This is a genomic window from Pseudomonas sp. C32 (assembly GCF_030417915.1).
GTDB lineage: Bacteria > Pseudomonadota > Gammaproteobacteria > Pseudomonadales > Pseudomonadaceae > Aquipseudomonas.
This window is the reverse complement of the sequence record NZ_JAUHUK010000007.1, coordinates 237052-252394: the sequence shown is the minus strand read 5'-3', so window position 1 is coordinate 252394 and position 15343 is coordinate 237052. Positions and strand designations below refer to the sequence as shown.

The 15343-nt window shown below is 58.5% G+C and carries 14 protein-coding genes; 3 read left to right on the top strand and 11 right to left on the bottom strand.

Annotated features, from left to right (window positions below; genetic code table 11):
* Positions 1–81 precede the first annotated feature (81 nt).
* The 3 genes from QYH43_RS10795 to QYH43_RS10785 all read right to left on the bottom strand — a co-directional run bounded on the left by QYH43_RS10795 (position 82) and on the right by QYH43_RS10785 (position 2708).
* The gene (locus QYH43_RS10795) at positions 82–819 is read right to left on the bottom strand and encodes an S-methyl-5'-thioinosine phosphorylase (protein WP_095059440.1); all 738 of its coding nucleotides are present in this window, start codon (positions 817–819) and stop codon (positions 82–84) included.
* 12 nt (positions 820–831) lie between these two features.
* Complete coding sequence (gene nagZ / locus QYH43_RS10790) at positions 832–1842, bottom strand: beta-N-acetylhexosaminidase (RefSeq protein ID WP_095059439.1); 1011 nt, start codon at positions 1840–1842, stop codon at positions 832–834.
* Positions 1843–2000: 158 nt separating this feature from the next.
* Entirely contained in the window at positions 2001–2708 is a 708-nt protein-coding gene (locus QYH43_RS10785; RefSeq protein ID WP_095059438.1) for a TetR/AcrR family transcriptional regulator, read from the bottom strand.
* Positions 2709–2937: 229 nt separating this feature from the next.
* Here QYH43_RS10785 and lexA point away from each other — a divergent pair, with 229 nt between their 5' ends.
* Positions 2938–3546, top strand: coding sequence for a transcriptional repressor LexA (gene lexA / locus QYH43_RS10780; protein ID WP_007974043.1), 609 nt, complete (start codon positions 2938–2940; stop codon positions 3544–3546).
* Between the two features lie 10 nt (positions 3547–3556).
* Positions 3557–4033, top strand: a complete 477-nt coding sequence (gene sulA, locus QYH43_RS10775; protein ID WP_095059437.1) for an SOS-induced cell division inhibitor SulA — start codon at positions 3557–3559, stop codon at positions 4031–4033.
* A gap of 94 nt (positions 4034–4127) precedes the next feature.
* On the opposite strand, the gene QYH43_RS10770 is transcribed toward sulA, so the two are convergent.
* From QYH43_RS10770 to QYH43_RS10740, 7 genes are all read right to left on the bottom strand, one after another.
* Complete coding sequence (locus QYH43_RS10770) at positions 4128–4361, bottom strand: hypothetical protein (RefSeq protein ID WP_046041430.1); 234 nt, start codon at positions 4359–4361, stop codon at positions 4128–4130.
* A 94-nt stretch (positions 4362–4455) separates the two neighbouring features.
* Positions 4456–4980: a DUF6586 family protein gene (locus QYH43_RS10765; protein WP_095059436.1), complete on the bottom strand. Its 525-nt coding sequence runs from the start codon at positions 4978–4980 to the stop codon at positions 4456–4458.
* A 142-nt stretch (positions 4981–5122) separates the two neighbouring features.
* On the bottom strand, positions 5123–7750 hold the full coding sequence (topA, locus tag QYH43_RS10760) for a type I DNA topoisomerase (RefSeq protein WP_095059435.1): 2628 nt from the start codon (positions 7748–7750) through the stop codon (positions 5123–5125).
* Positions 7751–7864: 114 nt separating this feature from the next.
* Positions 7865–8101 (bottom strand): DUF1653 domain-containing protein, encoded by a 237-nt coding sequence (locus QYH43_RS10755; RefSeq protein WP_095059434.1) that lies wholly within the window; start codon positions 8099–8101, stop codon positions 7865–7867.
* A gap of 100 nt (positions 8102–8201) precedes the next feature.
* A complete protein-coding gene (fadA, locus tag QYH43_RS10750; protein WP_095059433.1) occupies positions 8202–9377 on the bottom strand; it encodes an acetyl-CoA C-acyltransferase FadA in 1176 nt (391 codons plus the stop codon).
* Positions 9378–9406: 29 nt separating this feature from the next.
* Positions 9407–11554 carry a fatty acid oxidation complex subunit alpha FadB gene (gene fadB, locus QYH43_RS10745; protein WP_095059432.1) on the bottom strand — a complete coding sequence of 716 codons (2148 nt, stop codon included), beginning with the start codon at positions 11552–11554 and terminating at the stop codon, positions 9407–9409.
* Positions 11555–12107: 553 nt separating this feature from the next.
* Entirely contained in the window at positions 12108–12545 is a 438-nt protein-coding gene (locus QYH43_RS10740; RefSeq protein ID WP_095059431.1) for a hypothetical protein, read from the bottom strand.
* Positions 12546–12649: 104 nt separating this feature from the next.
* Between QYH43_RS10740 and QYH43_RS10735 the strand changes: the two genes are divergently transcribed.
* Positions 12650–13090 carry a universal stress protein gene (locus tag QYH43_RS10735; RefSeq protein WP_095059430.1) on the top strand — a complete coding sequence of 147 codons (441 nt, stop codon included), beginning with the start codon at positions 12650–12652 and terminating at the stop codon, positions 13088–13090.
* A gap of 170 nt (positions 13091–13260) precedes the next feature.
* Here the strand turns inward: QYH43_RS10735 and QYH43_RS10730 are convergent, their stop codons facing one another.
* Positions 13261–15174, bottom strand: a complete 1914-nt coding sequence (locus QYH43_RS10730) for an ATP-binding cassette domain-containing protein (RefSeq protein ID WP_095059429.1) — start codon at positions 15172–15174, stop codon at positions 13261–13263.
* Between the last annotated feature and the right edge of the window lie 169 nt (positions 15175–15343).

The following is a 15343-nucleotide window of genomic DNA, read 5'->3' as shown; positions in this document are numbered from 1 at the left end:
GCGATTGCGTCCAGTGCAAAACTTGCGAACGCTACTGAACCTGTAGGAGCTGGCTTGCCAGCGAAGCGGTATCGAGTGAAATCAGCCCTTGAGCACCCGAGCCAACGTCGACTTCACCTTGCCCATGCCGTCATGCAGCGCCTGTTCGATCTCGGCCATGGTGATCACCGCCGTCGACTTGCCCGCCGCCGGGTTCACCACCAGCGCCAGACAGGCGTAATCCAGCTCCAGTTCACGAGCCAACGCCGCTTCCGGCATCCCGGTCATGCCGACGATGTCACAGCCATCACGCTCCAGACGTGCGATTTCGGCAACCGTCTCCAGGCGCGGTCCTTGAGTGCAGGCATAGACGCCATGACTGCTGTAGCCAACGCCTTCAGCCGCCAGCGCCGCAATCAATTGCTGACGCAGTGGCTCACTGTACGGATAGCTGAAATCGATGTGCGTGACCTGTTCCAGGTCATCGGCAAAATAGGTGTGCTGGCGACCGCTGGTGTAGTCGATCAACTGATGCGGCACGCAGAAATGCCCGGTGCCCATGGCAGCGTGAATCCCACCCACGGCGTTGACCGCGAGAATGGCTTCGGCACCCGCCTGTTTCAGCGCCCAGAGGTTGGCACGGTAGTTCACCTGATGCGGTGGAAAGCGGTGCGGATGGCCGTGACGTGCCAGGAACATCACTTCCTTGCCTGCGTACTCGCCGATCTGCACATCAGCCGACGGTGCACCGTAAGGCGTGTCCACCGCCAATGACTGACGAATGCTCAGGCCTTCGAGTTGAGTCAGGCCGGTACCACCAATAATCGCGTAAACCGTCATAACGAACAGTCCTTAATCAATCAATTGAGCTTCTTTGAGCGCGCCGACGGCCGCCAGCCAGCGCGGGTCCTGACGGTATTCGATATTGGCGAACGACTGGCCGCGCATCCGCGCGATGCGTGCAGAAGGCTTGACCTTCAAGCGTTGCGCGGCGCTCAGGGCCAATTCAGCAGCAGCGCGATCGTTGCACACCAGGCCCATGTCACAGCCGGCAGTCAACGCCGCTTCAATGCGGCTGGCGGCATCGCCGACCACCTGGGCGCCGGCCATGGACAGGTCATCGCTGAAAATCACCCCATCGAATTGCAGCTCGCCACGCAGGATGTCCTGCAACCAACGACGGGAAAAACCGGCAGGCTGGGAATCGACTTGCGGATAAATCACGTGAGCCGGCATGACGGCAGCCAGCTGCTTGCTCAATTTCGCGAATGGCACCAGGTCGTTGGCGCGGATTTCATCGAGACTACGCTCGTCGTTCGGGATCGCAACGTGGGAATCTACCTCGGCCCAGCCGTGACCGGGGAAGTGTTTTCCGGTGGCAGCCATACCGGCGGCATTCATGCCTCGGATAAATGCACCGGCCAGTTGAGCGGCGCGCTCAGGATTGCCTTCGAAAGAGCGAGTGCCAACGACGGCACTGCGCTGATAATCGAGGTCCAGCACCGGGGCGAAGCTGAGGTCCAGGCCCACGGCCAGCACTTCGGTGGCCATGATCCAGCCACATTGCTCAGCCAGGTACTCGGCATTGGGGTTATCGGCAATTGCACGCATGGCTGGCAACCGGACAAAACCTTGTCGCAGGCGCTGAACCCGCCCGCCCTCTTGATCCACGGCCAGCAGCAAGTCAGGACGAACGGCACGAATCGCCGCACTCAATTCACGCACTTGGCGCGGATGCTCAATATTGCGGGCGAAAATGATCAGGCCACCCACTTCGGGCTGGCGCAACAATTGGCGATCTTCAGCCGTCAGCCAGGTACCGGCGACGTCCACCATCAATGAGCCTTGCAGGCCAGCAGTCATAGAGATTCCTTGAAAACGATAAACCCGGCCCGCGCCAAATCGCCGCCGAGGGCAGTGCCCGGCAGATCGGCGATAGCAATGGGGAGCGGGTTCAGAACGAGAGTCGGCATGGGCGGCTAGCTTAACGGATGTCAGCTGCCGCGCCCACCCGTGCGCGGTTAAACCTTGGCGCCAACCGCGGGCGATTTGCTGCGCGGACGCAACTGAGCAGTGGCCATGGCTGCGTCAGTGACACCCGATTCGGCGCGCATGCCAGCGGCCAGGAACGGCACCATCAGACGCATGACTTGTTCAATGGATGTGTTAACACCGAAGTCGGTTTCGGCAATCGCGCGCAAGGCCTTGATACCGGACATGCTGAACGCGGCCGCACCCAGCATGAAGTGCACGCGCCAGAACAATTCGATCGGAGGAATACGCGGGGCGGCTTCGTTGACCAGCATCATGTAACGACGGAACACCTTGCCGTACATGTCTTCCAGATAACGACGCAAGTGTCCCTGGCTCTGACTGAAGGCCAGTCCCAGCAAACGCATGAAGATGGACAAGTCGTTGCCACTGCGCGGCTGAACCACCAGCGCCTGCTCGACGAGGATTTCAAGCAGCTCTTCGAGTGTCGGCTTGATTTCAGGCTTGGCCTGACGTCGCTCCAGCTCTTTATCGAGACTGATGCAGAACGGGCCAAGGAAGCGGGAGAAAACCGCCTGGATCAACGCCTTCTTCGAGCCGAAGTGATAGTTCACTGCCGCCAGATTGACACCGGCCTTGCTGGTGATCAAACGCAACGAGGTTTCAGCGAAACCTTTTTCCGCGAACAACTGCTCGGCTGCATCAAGAATGCGTTCAACGGTTTCCGACTGGGCCATGGCTACTCCGCCTGACAAACACTTGTTTGAAACATACGTTTCAGCCTGTGCCTTGTCAAGCTTGGCAGTCAGTTTCGGGAATGGTCGGTCAGACATTTAACCACACAACTGTGCAGCTTTAATCTACTGGTTGCCCGACCGTCCGGCGGTCAGCAAAAAATCGGGCATTGCCAAGAACGTTTCACTGTATATAATCCCAGTCACTGTATAAAAAGACAGAGCGATCAATATGCTAAAGCTGACGCCACGCCAAGCAGAGATTCTGGCCTTCATTAAACGATGCCTGGAAGACAACGGTTATCCGCCGACCCGCGCGGAAATCGCTCAGGAACTGGGCTTCAAGTCGCCCAACGCGGCTGAAGAACACCTCAAGGCGCTCGCCCGCAAAGGCGCGATCGAGATGACGCCCGGCGCGTCCCGCGGCATTCGCATCCCTGGCTTCGAAGCCAAAGCCGACGACTCCACCCTGCCCATCATTGGCCGAGTCGCAGCGGGCGCCCCGATTCTGGCGCAACAACACATCGAAGAGTCCTGCAACATCAATCCTGCCTTCTTCCATCCACGCGCTGATTACCTGCTGCGCGTCCATGGCATGAGCATGAAGGATGTCGGCATTTTCGATGGCGACCTGCTGGCGGTCCACACCACCCGTGAAGCCCGAAACGGCCAGATCGTGGTCGCACGGATCGGCGATGAAGTGACCGTCAAACGCTTCAAGCGTGACGGTAGCAAAGTCTGGCTGATTGCCGAAAACCCCGAGTTCGCCCCTATCGAAGTGAACCTTCAAGATCAGGAACTGGTGATCGAAGGCTTGAGCGTCGGCGTTATTCGCCGCTAACGGAGGCTCCATGCAGTTCCCACAGACACCACCACAGCAAGCCCAACTGCCACTGTTCGAGGCCTTCATGGCGCAGCCATTGGCGCCGATCCTCAAAGATGTGGTCGAGTCGCCCTGGAGCGTCGAACCGGAGGTTTTCAGCGAGCTGTCACTGCGTGGTGCAACCGGGAATTGCCTGAACCTGCTCGCACCGATTCTCAGGGAGCTGAGCCAGGACCAGGACGCACGCTGGCTGACACTGATCGCACCACCAGCCAGCCTGACTCAGGCCTGGTTGCGAGATGCAGGCCTAAACCGCGAACGCATTCTTTTGCTGCAGCCACGCGGCAGCCAGAGTGCACAGCAACTGACCTGCGAGGCATTGCGTCTGGGGCGTAGTCACACGGTTGTCAGCTGGCTCAATCCGCTGAGTGCCAGTTCACGGCAGCAGCTGATTGGCGCCGCCCGAACTGGCGATGCGCAAAGTCTGAATATTCGACTGGGTTAACGGACAAACCAGAGCGCGCCTTTAACAACGCGAGGCTTCTCCAAGGGCAGAGAAGCCGATGTGTAGCGATATCAGAAAAAACGACGGACGGGCATCAATGAAGAACCCGCGAGCCCTCTTCCTTGTCGAATTCGCCTTCAACCAGGCGACCTGCCATCTGAACACCCACGCTCAACATGGCCTTGGCGACTTCTACGTGCTGCCCTTGCAGAAACGCTTTGGCGTCCTCGGAGAAATCCAAAGTAACCAGAGAACCCTCGTCCTCGGCCCTGCGCAGCTCGATTCGGCCGTCTGGTAACTCGACAATTTCTAGAAAGGACGTTGGCATATAGGTGTGTTCTCCACGAAAGGCGGGGATTATATAGGCATCGCTCAGGCTTCGCTTGGGATCTTGACCAACTGCCACCCCGGAACTGTTTCCGTCAGCACTCGTTCAGACCTTCGCGAAAACGGATCGCCAACCCCTTCAGATTCTGACGCCAGCTCTCCAACTCCTCACGACTCAACTCTTGATCAACCTCTTCTTCGTCGAGGTTCACAGCCAGGATCAACGGCTGCGTCACATCGCCTTTAGGTTTGCGCGGCGCACGTGGCGGCTGGAAGAGTGCGGCATGGGCGGCCAGCAGTTTGGCTAGCCAGGTTTCGGGGTTATTGGCCAACTCGACCATCTCGGCCATTTCCGGAATGGCGATGGCTTCCAGGACTTCCCGAGTCAGCAACAACTCCGCACGAGGCGCGTTGGCCTGGGGCAAACGATAGAATCCGGCAATCTCGTGACACAACCCCAGCAGTGCACCGTAGAGGTGAAACAGCGCCGATTCGCGCCCAGCCTGAATCAACGCCAGGGAGTTCATTGCCCGCCCCTCTTCGGCTTTCGCGAGCGCTTCCAGCGAAAGACCGGCGAAATAAATCTTCTGATTGGTACGGGTATAGAGTTCATGGGCCATGACGGCAGCCTCCACAACGAAATAATGGCTTCACGCAGGTGGGACAGTGTCGTGGATCAGCCGATCCGACCGCAAGCACAAAACAAAAAGGCCGCATGAAAACCCGAGGGTTGTCATGCGGCCTTTTCAGTACCGCGACGCTTTACGCCTTCGCGGCTGGGCGCTTGTCTTCGACTTTCCACTTACCACCGTCGTAGAACGCTTTCCAGCCAGTCGGCTTACCGTCGACTTCGGTCTGCACGTATTGCTCCTTGGTCTTGCGGCTGTAACGGATGACCGCTGGCAGACCATCAGGATCTTTCTTCGGCGCTTCGCAGAGGAAATGGTACTTCGGATCGATCTCATCCTTGTGCGGGACGATTTCCAGCACCAGCGGTGCACGGGTTTCGCGGTTTTTCGGGAACTGGCTGGCCGCCAGGAACAGACCCGAAGCACCGTCGCGCAGGATGTAGGTGTCGTTGACCTTTTCGCATTTCAGCTCAGGCATCTTCACCGGATCCATCTTCGGCGGCGCCGCATCACCACTCTTCAAGAGTTTGCGGGTGTTCTTGCAGGTGGCATTGGTGCAACCGAAGAACTTGCCGAAACGGCCGGTCTTGAGCTGCATCTCGCTACCGCACTTGTCGCACTCAAGGCTCGGACCTTCATAGCCCTTGATGCGATAGGTGCCCTCTTCGATTTCGTAGCCATCGCAATCCGGGTTATTACCGCAGATGTGCAATTTGCGCTTTTCGTCGAGCAGGTAGGCGTCCATCGCCGTGGCGCAGATCGGGCAGCGATGCTTGCCACGCAGCACCAACGACTCCGACTCACCCTCGTCGTCCGCAGCGATTTCATCGCCCGGCACCAGGTTCACGGTGGCCTTGCAGCGCTCTTTCGGTGGCAGGCTGTAACCGGAGCAACCGAGGAACACGCCGGTCGATGCGGTACGAATCTGCATCGGACGACCGCACGTGGTGCACGGAATGTCGGTCATGACCGGCTGGTTGGCACGCATGCCGTTTTCCGGGTTTTCAGCCACTTCGAGTTTCTTCTTGAAGTCGCCGTAGAACTCGTCCAGCACGTTTTTCCAGTCGCGCTCGCCCTGGGCCACGTCATCGAGGTGTTCTTCCATGCCGGCGGTAAAGCCGTAGTCCATCAGGTTGGAGAAGCTCTCTGACAGACGCTCGGTGACGATGTCGCCCATCTTTTCCGAGTAGAAACGACGGTTATGCAGCGCAACGTAGCCACGGTCCTGGATGGTCGAAATGATTGCCGCGTAGGTCGAAGGACGACCGATGCCGCGTTTTTCCATTTCTTTTACCAGGCTGGCTTCCGAGTAGCGCGCCGGCGGCTTGGTGAAGTGCTGGGTCGGATCAAGCTTGATCAGCTTCATCGCGTCGCCCTGGGCCATGTCCGGCAGTACATCGTCATCGCCCGGCTTGGCGATTTGCGGCATGACACGGGTGTAACCGTCGAACTTGAGGATGCGGCCCTTGGCACGCAGCTCGAAGTCGCCAGCACCGACAGTGACCGTGGTCGACAGGTATTGCGCCGGCAGCATCTGGCAAGCGAGGAACTGGCGCCAGATCAGCTCGTAGAGACGCTCAGCGTCACGCTCCATGCCCGACAGTTTGCTTGGCTCGGTGTTGGCATCAGAAGGACGAATCGCTTCGTGAGCCTCCTGTGCGCCTTCCTTGCTGCTGTAGACGTTCGGGTTTTCCGGCAGGTACTTCTTGCCGAATTCGCCTTCAATATACGTACGCGCCATCGTTACGGCATCGACCGAGAGGTTGGTGGAGTCGGTACGCATATACGTGATGTAGCCCGCTTCGTACAAACGCTGGGCCATCATCATGGTTTTCTTCACACCGAAGCCCAGGCGGTTACTCGCGGCCTGCTGCAGGGTGGATGTGATGAACGGTGCCGACGGCTTGCTGCTGGTCGGTTTGTCTTCACGCTTGACGATGCTGTAGCTGGAAGCCTTGAGCTTCTCCAGCGCAGCCATGGCCTGGGTTTCGTTGAGCGGCTTGAAGGCTTCGCCCTTTTCGCGAGCCACATCGAAACGCACGGTCGCGCCTTTGGCGGTACCGAGGTCGGCGTGGACTTCCCAGTACTCTTCCGGGATGAACGCGCGAATTTCACGCTCACGCTCGACCACCAGCTTCACGGCAACCGATTGCACACGACCGGCGGACAGACCACGAGCGATCTTGGCCCACAGCAGCGGCGAAACCATGTAACCCACTACGCGGTCGAGAAAACGACGCGCCTGCTGGGCGTTGACACGATCGATGTCCAGCTCGCCTGGTTTCGAGAAGGCTTCTTGAATCGCCTTCTTGGTAATTTCGTTGAACACCACGCGCTTGTAGCGAGTGTCATCACCACCGATGGCTTCGCGCAGGTGCCAGGCAATGGCTTCCCCCTCGCGATCCAAGTCGGTTGCGAGATAGATGGTGTCAGCATCTTTGGCGAGCCGGCGCAGCTCTTCGATGACTTTTTCCTTGCCTGGGAGGATCTCGTACTTGGCTTTCCAGCCATGATCCGGATCGACACCCATGCGAGCGACCAGCTGCTTGCGCGCTTTCTCTTTCGGCGAGAGCACCGGACCTTCGCCCGCGGCAGCCTTGCCGCGCTTGGCGGCTGGCTCTTTGCTGGCGCTAGCCGAACCGCTGGTGGGCAGGTCTCGGATATGGCCGATACTCGACTTCACCACGTATTCGTTACCCAAATACTTGTTGATGGTCTTGGCCTTAGCCGGGGATTCCACAATGACCAGCGATTTGCCCATGGATCAGAAAATTCCTGAATTCGAGAAGTGAAAGGCGATTGGCGCCTGACGCGGCACCGCTATATATAGTGGCAACAAGGTGAGGTCAAGCGCAGGGTTTTGCGCGCACTCAGCTTATGGCTTGTTAAAAAGGCTTTCTTCGGCCTGCACCAACGCAAAGCGTGGCACCTGTTCGCCGTCAACTTCGACAGACTCCAGGAACATGCTCAAGGGACGCACCCAAAAGCCGTAATCGCCATACAGGGCTTGGTAGAAGACCACTTCTTCTTCGGTTTCCGAATGCCGCGCAATGCTGAAAACGCGGTACTGCGGACCTTTGTAATGTTGGTAGAGCCCAGGTTGTATCGGCATGGTTTGGCCCTCACTCAAATTTTTTCAAAAAAAAAACAAAAATAAATCCGGAAAAACAAAAAACCGGGGCACTTGGCCCCGGCTTCCATCAACGAAACGATTAAACGCGTTCGAAGACGGTGGAGATGCCTTGGCCGAGACCAATGCACATGGTGGCTACCCCGAAGGTGCCGCCATTTTGCTTCATCACATTGAGCAAAGTGCCGGAGATACGCGCACCGGAGCAACCGAACGGGTGGCCCAGGGCGATCGCGCCGCCGTGCAGGTTAACCTTCTCGTTCATCTTGTCGAGCACTTTCAGATCTTTCAGCACTGGCAGGGCCTGTGCGGCGAAAGCTTCGTTAAGCTCAAAGAAGTCGATGTCGGAGATGCCGAGACCCGCGCGCTTCAGTGCTTTTTGTGTGGCCGGTACTGGACCATAGCCCATGATCGCCGGATCCACACCTGCCACTGCCATCGAACGAATCACCGCCAAAGGCTGAATGCCCAGGTCTTGTGCACGCTGCGCCGACATCACGATCATGCACGAAGCACCATCGGTGATCTGCGACGAAGTACCCGCTGTCACGGTGCCGCCCTTTGGATTGAATGCCGGCTTCAGAGCCGCCAGGCTTTCCAGGGTGGTTTCCGGACGAATGGTTTCGTCGTAGTCGAAGGTTTTCAGGAAACCGTTCTCGTCGTAGCCCTGCATCGGGATGATTTCGTCTTTGAACTTGCCTTCCAGGGTCGCCTTGTGGGCGAGTTGGTGGGAGCGCACGCCGAAAGCGTCCTGTTGTTCGCGAGTGATGCCGTGCATTTTGCCCAGCATTTCAGCGGTCAGGCCCATCATGCCCGAGGCTTTCGCCGCGTACAGGGACATGTGCGGGTTCGGATCGACACCGTGCATCATGCTCACGTGGCCCATGTGCTCGACGCCGCCGACAACGAACACGTCACCGTTGCCGGTCATGATCGCTTGCGCAGCGGTGTGCAGTGCGCTCATGGACGAGCCACACAGACGGCTGACGGTCTGGCCGGCCGAGGTGTGCGGGATCTGGGTCATCAGCGACGCCATGCGCGCGATGTTCCAGCCCTGCTCCAGGGTCTGGTTAACGCAGCCCCAGATCACGTCTTCGACTTCGCTCGGGTCAACCTTGACGTTGCGTTCCAGCAATTTGCTGATCAGGTGCGCCGACATGTCTTCGGCGCGGGTGTTGCGGTGCATGCCGCCCTTGGAGCGGCCCATCGGAGTACGACCGAAGTCGACAATCACGACGTCTCTAGGATTCAAGCTCATAAGTTCACTCTCACTCTAGTTGGGGGCGCTTAACCGAAGAAGCTCTGGCCGTTTTTGGCCATTTCGCGCAGCTTCGCGGTCGGGTGGTACAGCGCGCCCAAATCAGCGTACTGGTCAGCCAGGGCAACGAACTCTGCAACACCGAGCGAGTCGATGTAGCGCAGCGCACCGCCACGGAATGGAGGGAAACCAATACCGTAGACCAGACCCATGTCGGCTTCGGCAGCGGTTTCGACAATGCCGTCTTCCAGGCAACGCACGGTTTCCAGGCACAGCGGGATCATCATCCAGTTGATGATGTCTTCGTCGGTGACTTCGCGCTGCTCGTAAACGATCGGCTTGAGCACTTCCAGCACCGAAGGATCGGCGACTTTCTTCTGCTTGCCGCGCTTGTCGGTCTCGTAGGCGTAGAAGCCCTTGCCGTTCTTCTGGCCCAGGCGCTTGGCTTCGTAGAGCACGTCAACGGCCGAGCGACGGTCGTCCTTCATGCGATCCGGGAAGCCTTCAGCCATTACGTCACGACCGTGGTGGCCGGTGTCGATGCCGACCACGTCCATCAGGTACGCCGGGCCCATCGGCCAGCCGAATTTTTCCATGATCTTGTCGATGCGGACGAAGTCCACACCGGCGCTGACCAGCTTGGCGAAACCGCCGAAGTACGGGAACAGAACGCGGTTGACCAGGAAGCCCGGGCAGTCGTTGACGACGATCGGGTTCTTGCCCATTTTCTTGGCGTAGGCAACGGTGGTGGCAACCGCCAGTTCGCTGGACTTCTCGCCACGGATCACTTCAACCAGCGGCATCATGTGCACCGGGTTGAAGAAGTGCATGCCGACGAAGTTTTCCGGACGCTTGAGAGCCTTGGCCAGCAAGGTGATGGAAATGGTCGAGGTGTTGGACGCGAGGATGGTGTCCTCTTTGACCTTGTCTTCGACTTCGGCCAGCACAGCTTGCTTGACCTTAGGGTTCTCGACGACCGCTTCAACCACCAGGTCCACGTGACCGAAATCGCCGTAGGACAAGGTAGGACGAATGCCGTTGAGCACTTCTGCCATTTTCGCCGCCGTCATGCGGCCCTTTTCAACGCGGCCAACCAGCAGTTTGGCGGCTTCGGCCAGACCCTGCTCGATACCGTGCTCGTTGATGTCCTTCATCAGGATCGGCGTGCCTTTGGAAGCCGACTGATAGGCGATACCGCCACCCATGATGCCTGCGCCCAATACGGCAGCCTGCTTCACGTCCTTGGCGATTTCGTCGTAGGCCTTGGCCTTTTTCTTCAGTTCCTGATCGTTCAGGAACAGACCGACCAGACTCTGCGCAGCAGAGGTCTTGGCCAGTTTCACGAAACCGGCAGCTTCGATTTCCAGTGCCTTGTCGCGACCGAAGTTCGCGGCTTTCTGGATGGTCTTGATCGCTTCAACCGGCGCCGGGTAGTTCGGGCCGGCCTGACCAGCGACGAAACCTTTGGCAGTTTCGAAAGCCATCATTTGTTCGATGGCGTTCAGCTTCAGCTTTTCCAGCTTAGGCTGACGCTTGGCCTTGTAGTCGAACTCGCCGGAGATGGCGCGCTTGACCAGTTCCAGTGCAGCTTCTTGCAGCTTCTCAGGCGCCACGACCGCATCGACAGCGCCGACTTTCAGCGCGTCTTCAGCACGGTTTTCCTTGCCGGCGGCAATCCATTCGATGGCATTGTCGGCACCGATCAGGCGCGGCAGACGCACGGTACCGCCGAAGCCCGGGTAGATGCCCAGCTTGACTTCCGGCAGACCGATCTTGGCCAGGGTGGACATGACGCGGTAATCCGCGGCCAGGCACATTTCCAGACCGCCACCCAACGCGATGCCATTGATGGCAGCAACGGTCGGAACGTTGAGGTCTTCGAAATCGCTGAAAATCTTGTTGGCTTCGAGGTTGCCAGCAACAAGCTCTGCATCCGGCAGCTTGAAGTTGTCGACAAATTCGGTGATGTCGGCGCCGACGATGAACACGTCCTTGCCACTGCTGACGATCACGCCCTTGATCGAAGCATCTGCCTTGATGGTGTCCACGGCCTGACGCAGTTCGTTCAGGGTTAGACGGTTGAACTTGTTGACGGACTCACCCTTGAGGTCGAACTTCAGTTCGACAATGCCACTTTCAAGAGCCTTAACCGTGATGGCTTTACCTTCGTAAATCATCAACTGATCTCCACGATATGGAAGCTGAACAGTACACGTCGGACATAGGTAAACGGCTTGGCAGGGACGTTAAACGTCGATGCTACGCCCATTTACCCGACACACCCGCCAACGCGATAGTCGGGATTCTGTAGGAGCGGTCTGAAATACAAACGCTCAATTCATACGCCCGTTTGATTTGGGTACGTCACCTTCACGGAATTTCCGACAATTGTCAATCGCCCAAAACACGGGACGAAACACGACTTTCCAGTCATTTCCGTACTGCGAAGACCTTAAACACGCATGAGCATGCGAAATCATTCATAGGATCAATCATTAGAAAAGTCGCCCTAATTCCCTGCAGCCTGTGTTTAACAAGCTATGCTGGGGAACCAAAGGAAAAATGTGAACGCTGTTGGCGAATGCCCAGCGCAAGATCAGCCCACACCGTTTTACCGGCCTGCCTGGCCAATCCAGCCCGATGATTTTGTCGGGCTTTTTATTGCCTGATGATTTTTTACTGCTTACCCCTGCAGGAGCTGCCGCAGGCTGCTCCTACAGGTGCGCGGTGTCAGGCTAGTGCTTTTAGGGTGGCGTCGATTTGTTGCAAAACCTCGGCTTCGCCCTTCTCGCCCCAATACAGGGCAATCATTTGTTTGTCCGCCTCGACTTTGTAGACATTGCCTGGCAATTTTTCGAAATGATTGAGCAGCGCCTGATCTTCACAGACTTCCTGCCACTGATTGACCCACACACCCGGTGATTTTTGCCAGTAGATCCAGCAAGCTGGCTGACGGCCACGACGCGGCCGATGGTACTGGGCGCAAGGGCTCGGCGGCTCCTGACTGAGCCAGTGCGGCCAGTCCTGGGGCGCCAATTGCATGGCCAGACCAATGCGCCTGGCCTCCATGCGCAGGGCGATACGCCCGCTCTGTACCCGCGACGGACGCAACCATGCCAGCGGACTTAGCACCACCAACAGGATTGACACCACTATCCAGACCGTCATATCTGTACTCCCGATTCTTGATGAGCGCATTCAGTCACTTTGAATCCAATGCGCTTGAAACCAGCCATACTTACCCATATTGCAATCCTCAGGAGGAGCACCTCATGCCCTACAACCATATTCTGGTCGCTGTAGATCTGACCGAAGAGTGCGACCCTGTGATTCACCGCGCTCGCGAACTGTCGGTGAGCAACGGTGCAACGTTGTCGCTGGTGCACATTGTCGAGCCCATGGCCATGGCCTTTGGTGGCGACGTGCCGATGGATCTGTCGCAACTGCAACAACAACAGTTCGATCAGGCCAAGGAACGCCTTGACCGGTTAATCCTGAAGTACCCGGAGCTCTCCAGGGAGTACAGCCACCTGACCTACGGCCAGCCGCGCCAGGAGATTCACCATCTGGCCAAGGAACAGACCTGCGACCTGATCGTGGTGGGCAGCCATGGTCGCCACGGCCTTGCACTTCTGCTGGGCTCAACGGCCAATGACGTGCTGCATGGCGCGCCTTGCGATGTGCTGGCGGTACGCCTGCAAAACAAATCCTGACAATCGATCCTGTAGGAGCCGGCTTGCTGGCGATATAGGCGCCGCGGTTCAGCATGTGAACCGAGTCATCGCCTATCGCCAGCAAGCCGGCCCCTACAGTAGGTTGTGTTGCCAATGAAAAGCCCGGCCCTCATCACTGAGCGCCGGGCTTTTTTTTGTTACCGAATCAATCAGGCATCCAGCTCGGCCCAACGCTCGACCATTACCTCGAGCTCAGCCTGCAACTGCGCCAACTGAGCAATCACTGCCGCGGTTTCGGCCGCAGGGCGCAGGTAGAAACCCGCATCCGCCATTTGCGCTTCGACCGCAGCGATCTGTTGCTCCATCGCTTCGATCTCGCCCGGCAATGCTTCCAGCTCACGCTGCAACTTGTAGCTGAGCTTTTTCTTTGCAACCGGTGCTTCGACGGCTTCCGGCGCAGGCTCTGCCTTCACTACCGCAGAGTTCAAGTCGGCCTTGCCGGACTTGCTCTCGGTCACGCCCAGCAGACGCGGCGAACCGCCCTGACGCAGCCAGTCCTGATAGCCACCGACGTATTCGCGAACCTTGCCTTCACCTTCGAAGACCAGCGTGCTGGTGACCACGTTGTCGAGGAATGCCCGGTCGTGGCTGACCATCAGTACGGTGCCGTTGAAGGTCAGCAAGACCTCTTCGAGCAATTCCAGGGTTTCGACGTCGAGGTCGTTGGTCGGTTCGTCGAGGACCAGCAGGTTCGCCGGCTTGCTGAACAGCTTGGCCAGCAACAGACGGGCACGCTCACCACCGGACAGCGCCTTGACCGGCGTGCGGGCACGCTGCGGGCTGAACAGGAAGTCGCCGAGGTAGCTCAGCACGTGACGGCTCTGGCCGTCGATGTCGATGAAGTCGCGACCTTCGGCGACGTTGTCGATCACGGTCTTTTCCAGGTCCAGCTGATGGCGCAACTGGTCGAAGTAGGCAACGTCGATCCTGGTGCCCTCTTCCACCTTGCCGCTGGTCGGTTGCAGGCCGCTGAGCATCAGCTTCAGCAACGTGGTCTTGCCGGTACCGTTGGCGCCCAGCAGACCGATGCGGTCGCCGCGCTGCAACACCATCGAGAAATCCTTGATCAGGAACGGGCCGCCCGGGTGAGCGAAGCTCACGTTCTCGAGCACCATCACCTGCTTGCCGGACTTGTCAGCGGTATCCAGCTGGATGTTGGCCTTGCCGGTGCGCTCACGACGCTCGCTGCGTTCGACACGCAGGGCTTTCAGGGCACGGACACGACCTTCGTTACGGGTACGGCGGGCCTTGATGCCCTGGCGAATCCACACTTCTTCCTGGGCCAGACGCTTGTCGAACAGCGCGTTGGCCGTGGCTTCAGCAGCAAGTTCAGCTTCTTTATGCACGAGGAAACTGGCGTAGTCGCCGTTCCAGTCGATCAGGCCGCCGCGATCCAGTTCGAGGATGCGGGTCGCGAGGTTTTGCAGGAACGAACGGTCGTGCGTGATGAACAGCACGGCGCCCTGGAAATCCTTCAGCGCTTCTTCGAGCCAGGCGATGGCACCGATGTCCAGGTGGTTGGTCGGCTCGTCGAGCAGCAGCAGGTCCGGCTCGGAAACCAGGGCCTGAGCCAGCAGGACGCGGCGACGCCAGCCGCCGGACAATTCGGCGAGAGTCTTGTCGGCCGGCAGTTGCAGGCGGCTCAACGTGCTGTCGACCAGCGTTTGCAAGCGCCAGCCATCACGGGATTCGAGGTCGTGCTGGACGTGCATCAACTTGTCCAGATCGGCATCGGTGACGATGTTCTGGCTCAGGTGGTGATACTCGGCGAGCAGCGCGCCGACGCCGTCCAGGCCTTCGGCCACCACGTCGAACACTGTCCGCTCGTCGGCCACCGGCAATTCTTGCGGCAATTCGCCAATCTTGAGGCCGGGTGCACGCCAAACGGAGCCGTCATCCGGCTTCTGGTCGCCCTTGACGAGCTTCATCATGCTGGACTTGCCAGTGCCGTTGCGGCCGATGATGCACACCCGCTCTCCACGGGCGATCTGCCAGGACACCTTGTCCAACAACGGCATAGCGCCGAAAGCAAGGGACACATCGCTGAATTTGAGCAGGGTCATGAGCTTCTCCAAAAACCGGGCGCGCATTCTACCTGACTTGAGGCTTCAGAAGGCCGGCTATTTCACTCTCGTAGCACTCTGAATGACAAATGTTGCGAACTGATGCAGACAGACCCGCAAAGCTTTCGCCGGCTGCTGGCAAAAGGCTAAGCTACAGATAATTCAGTGC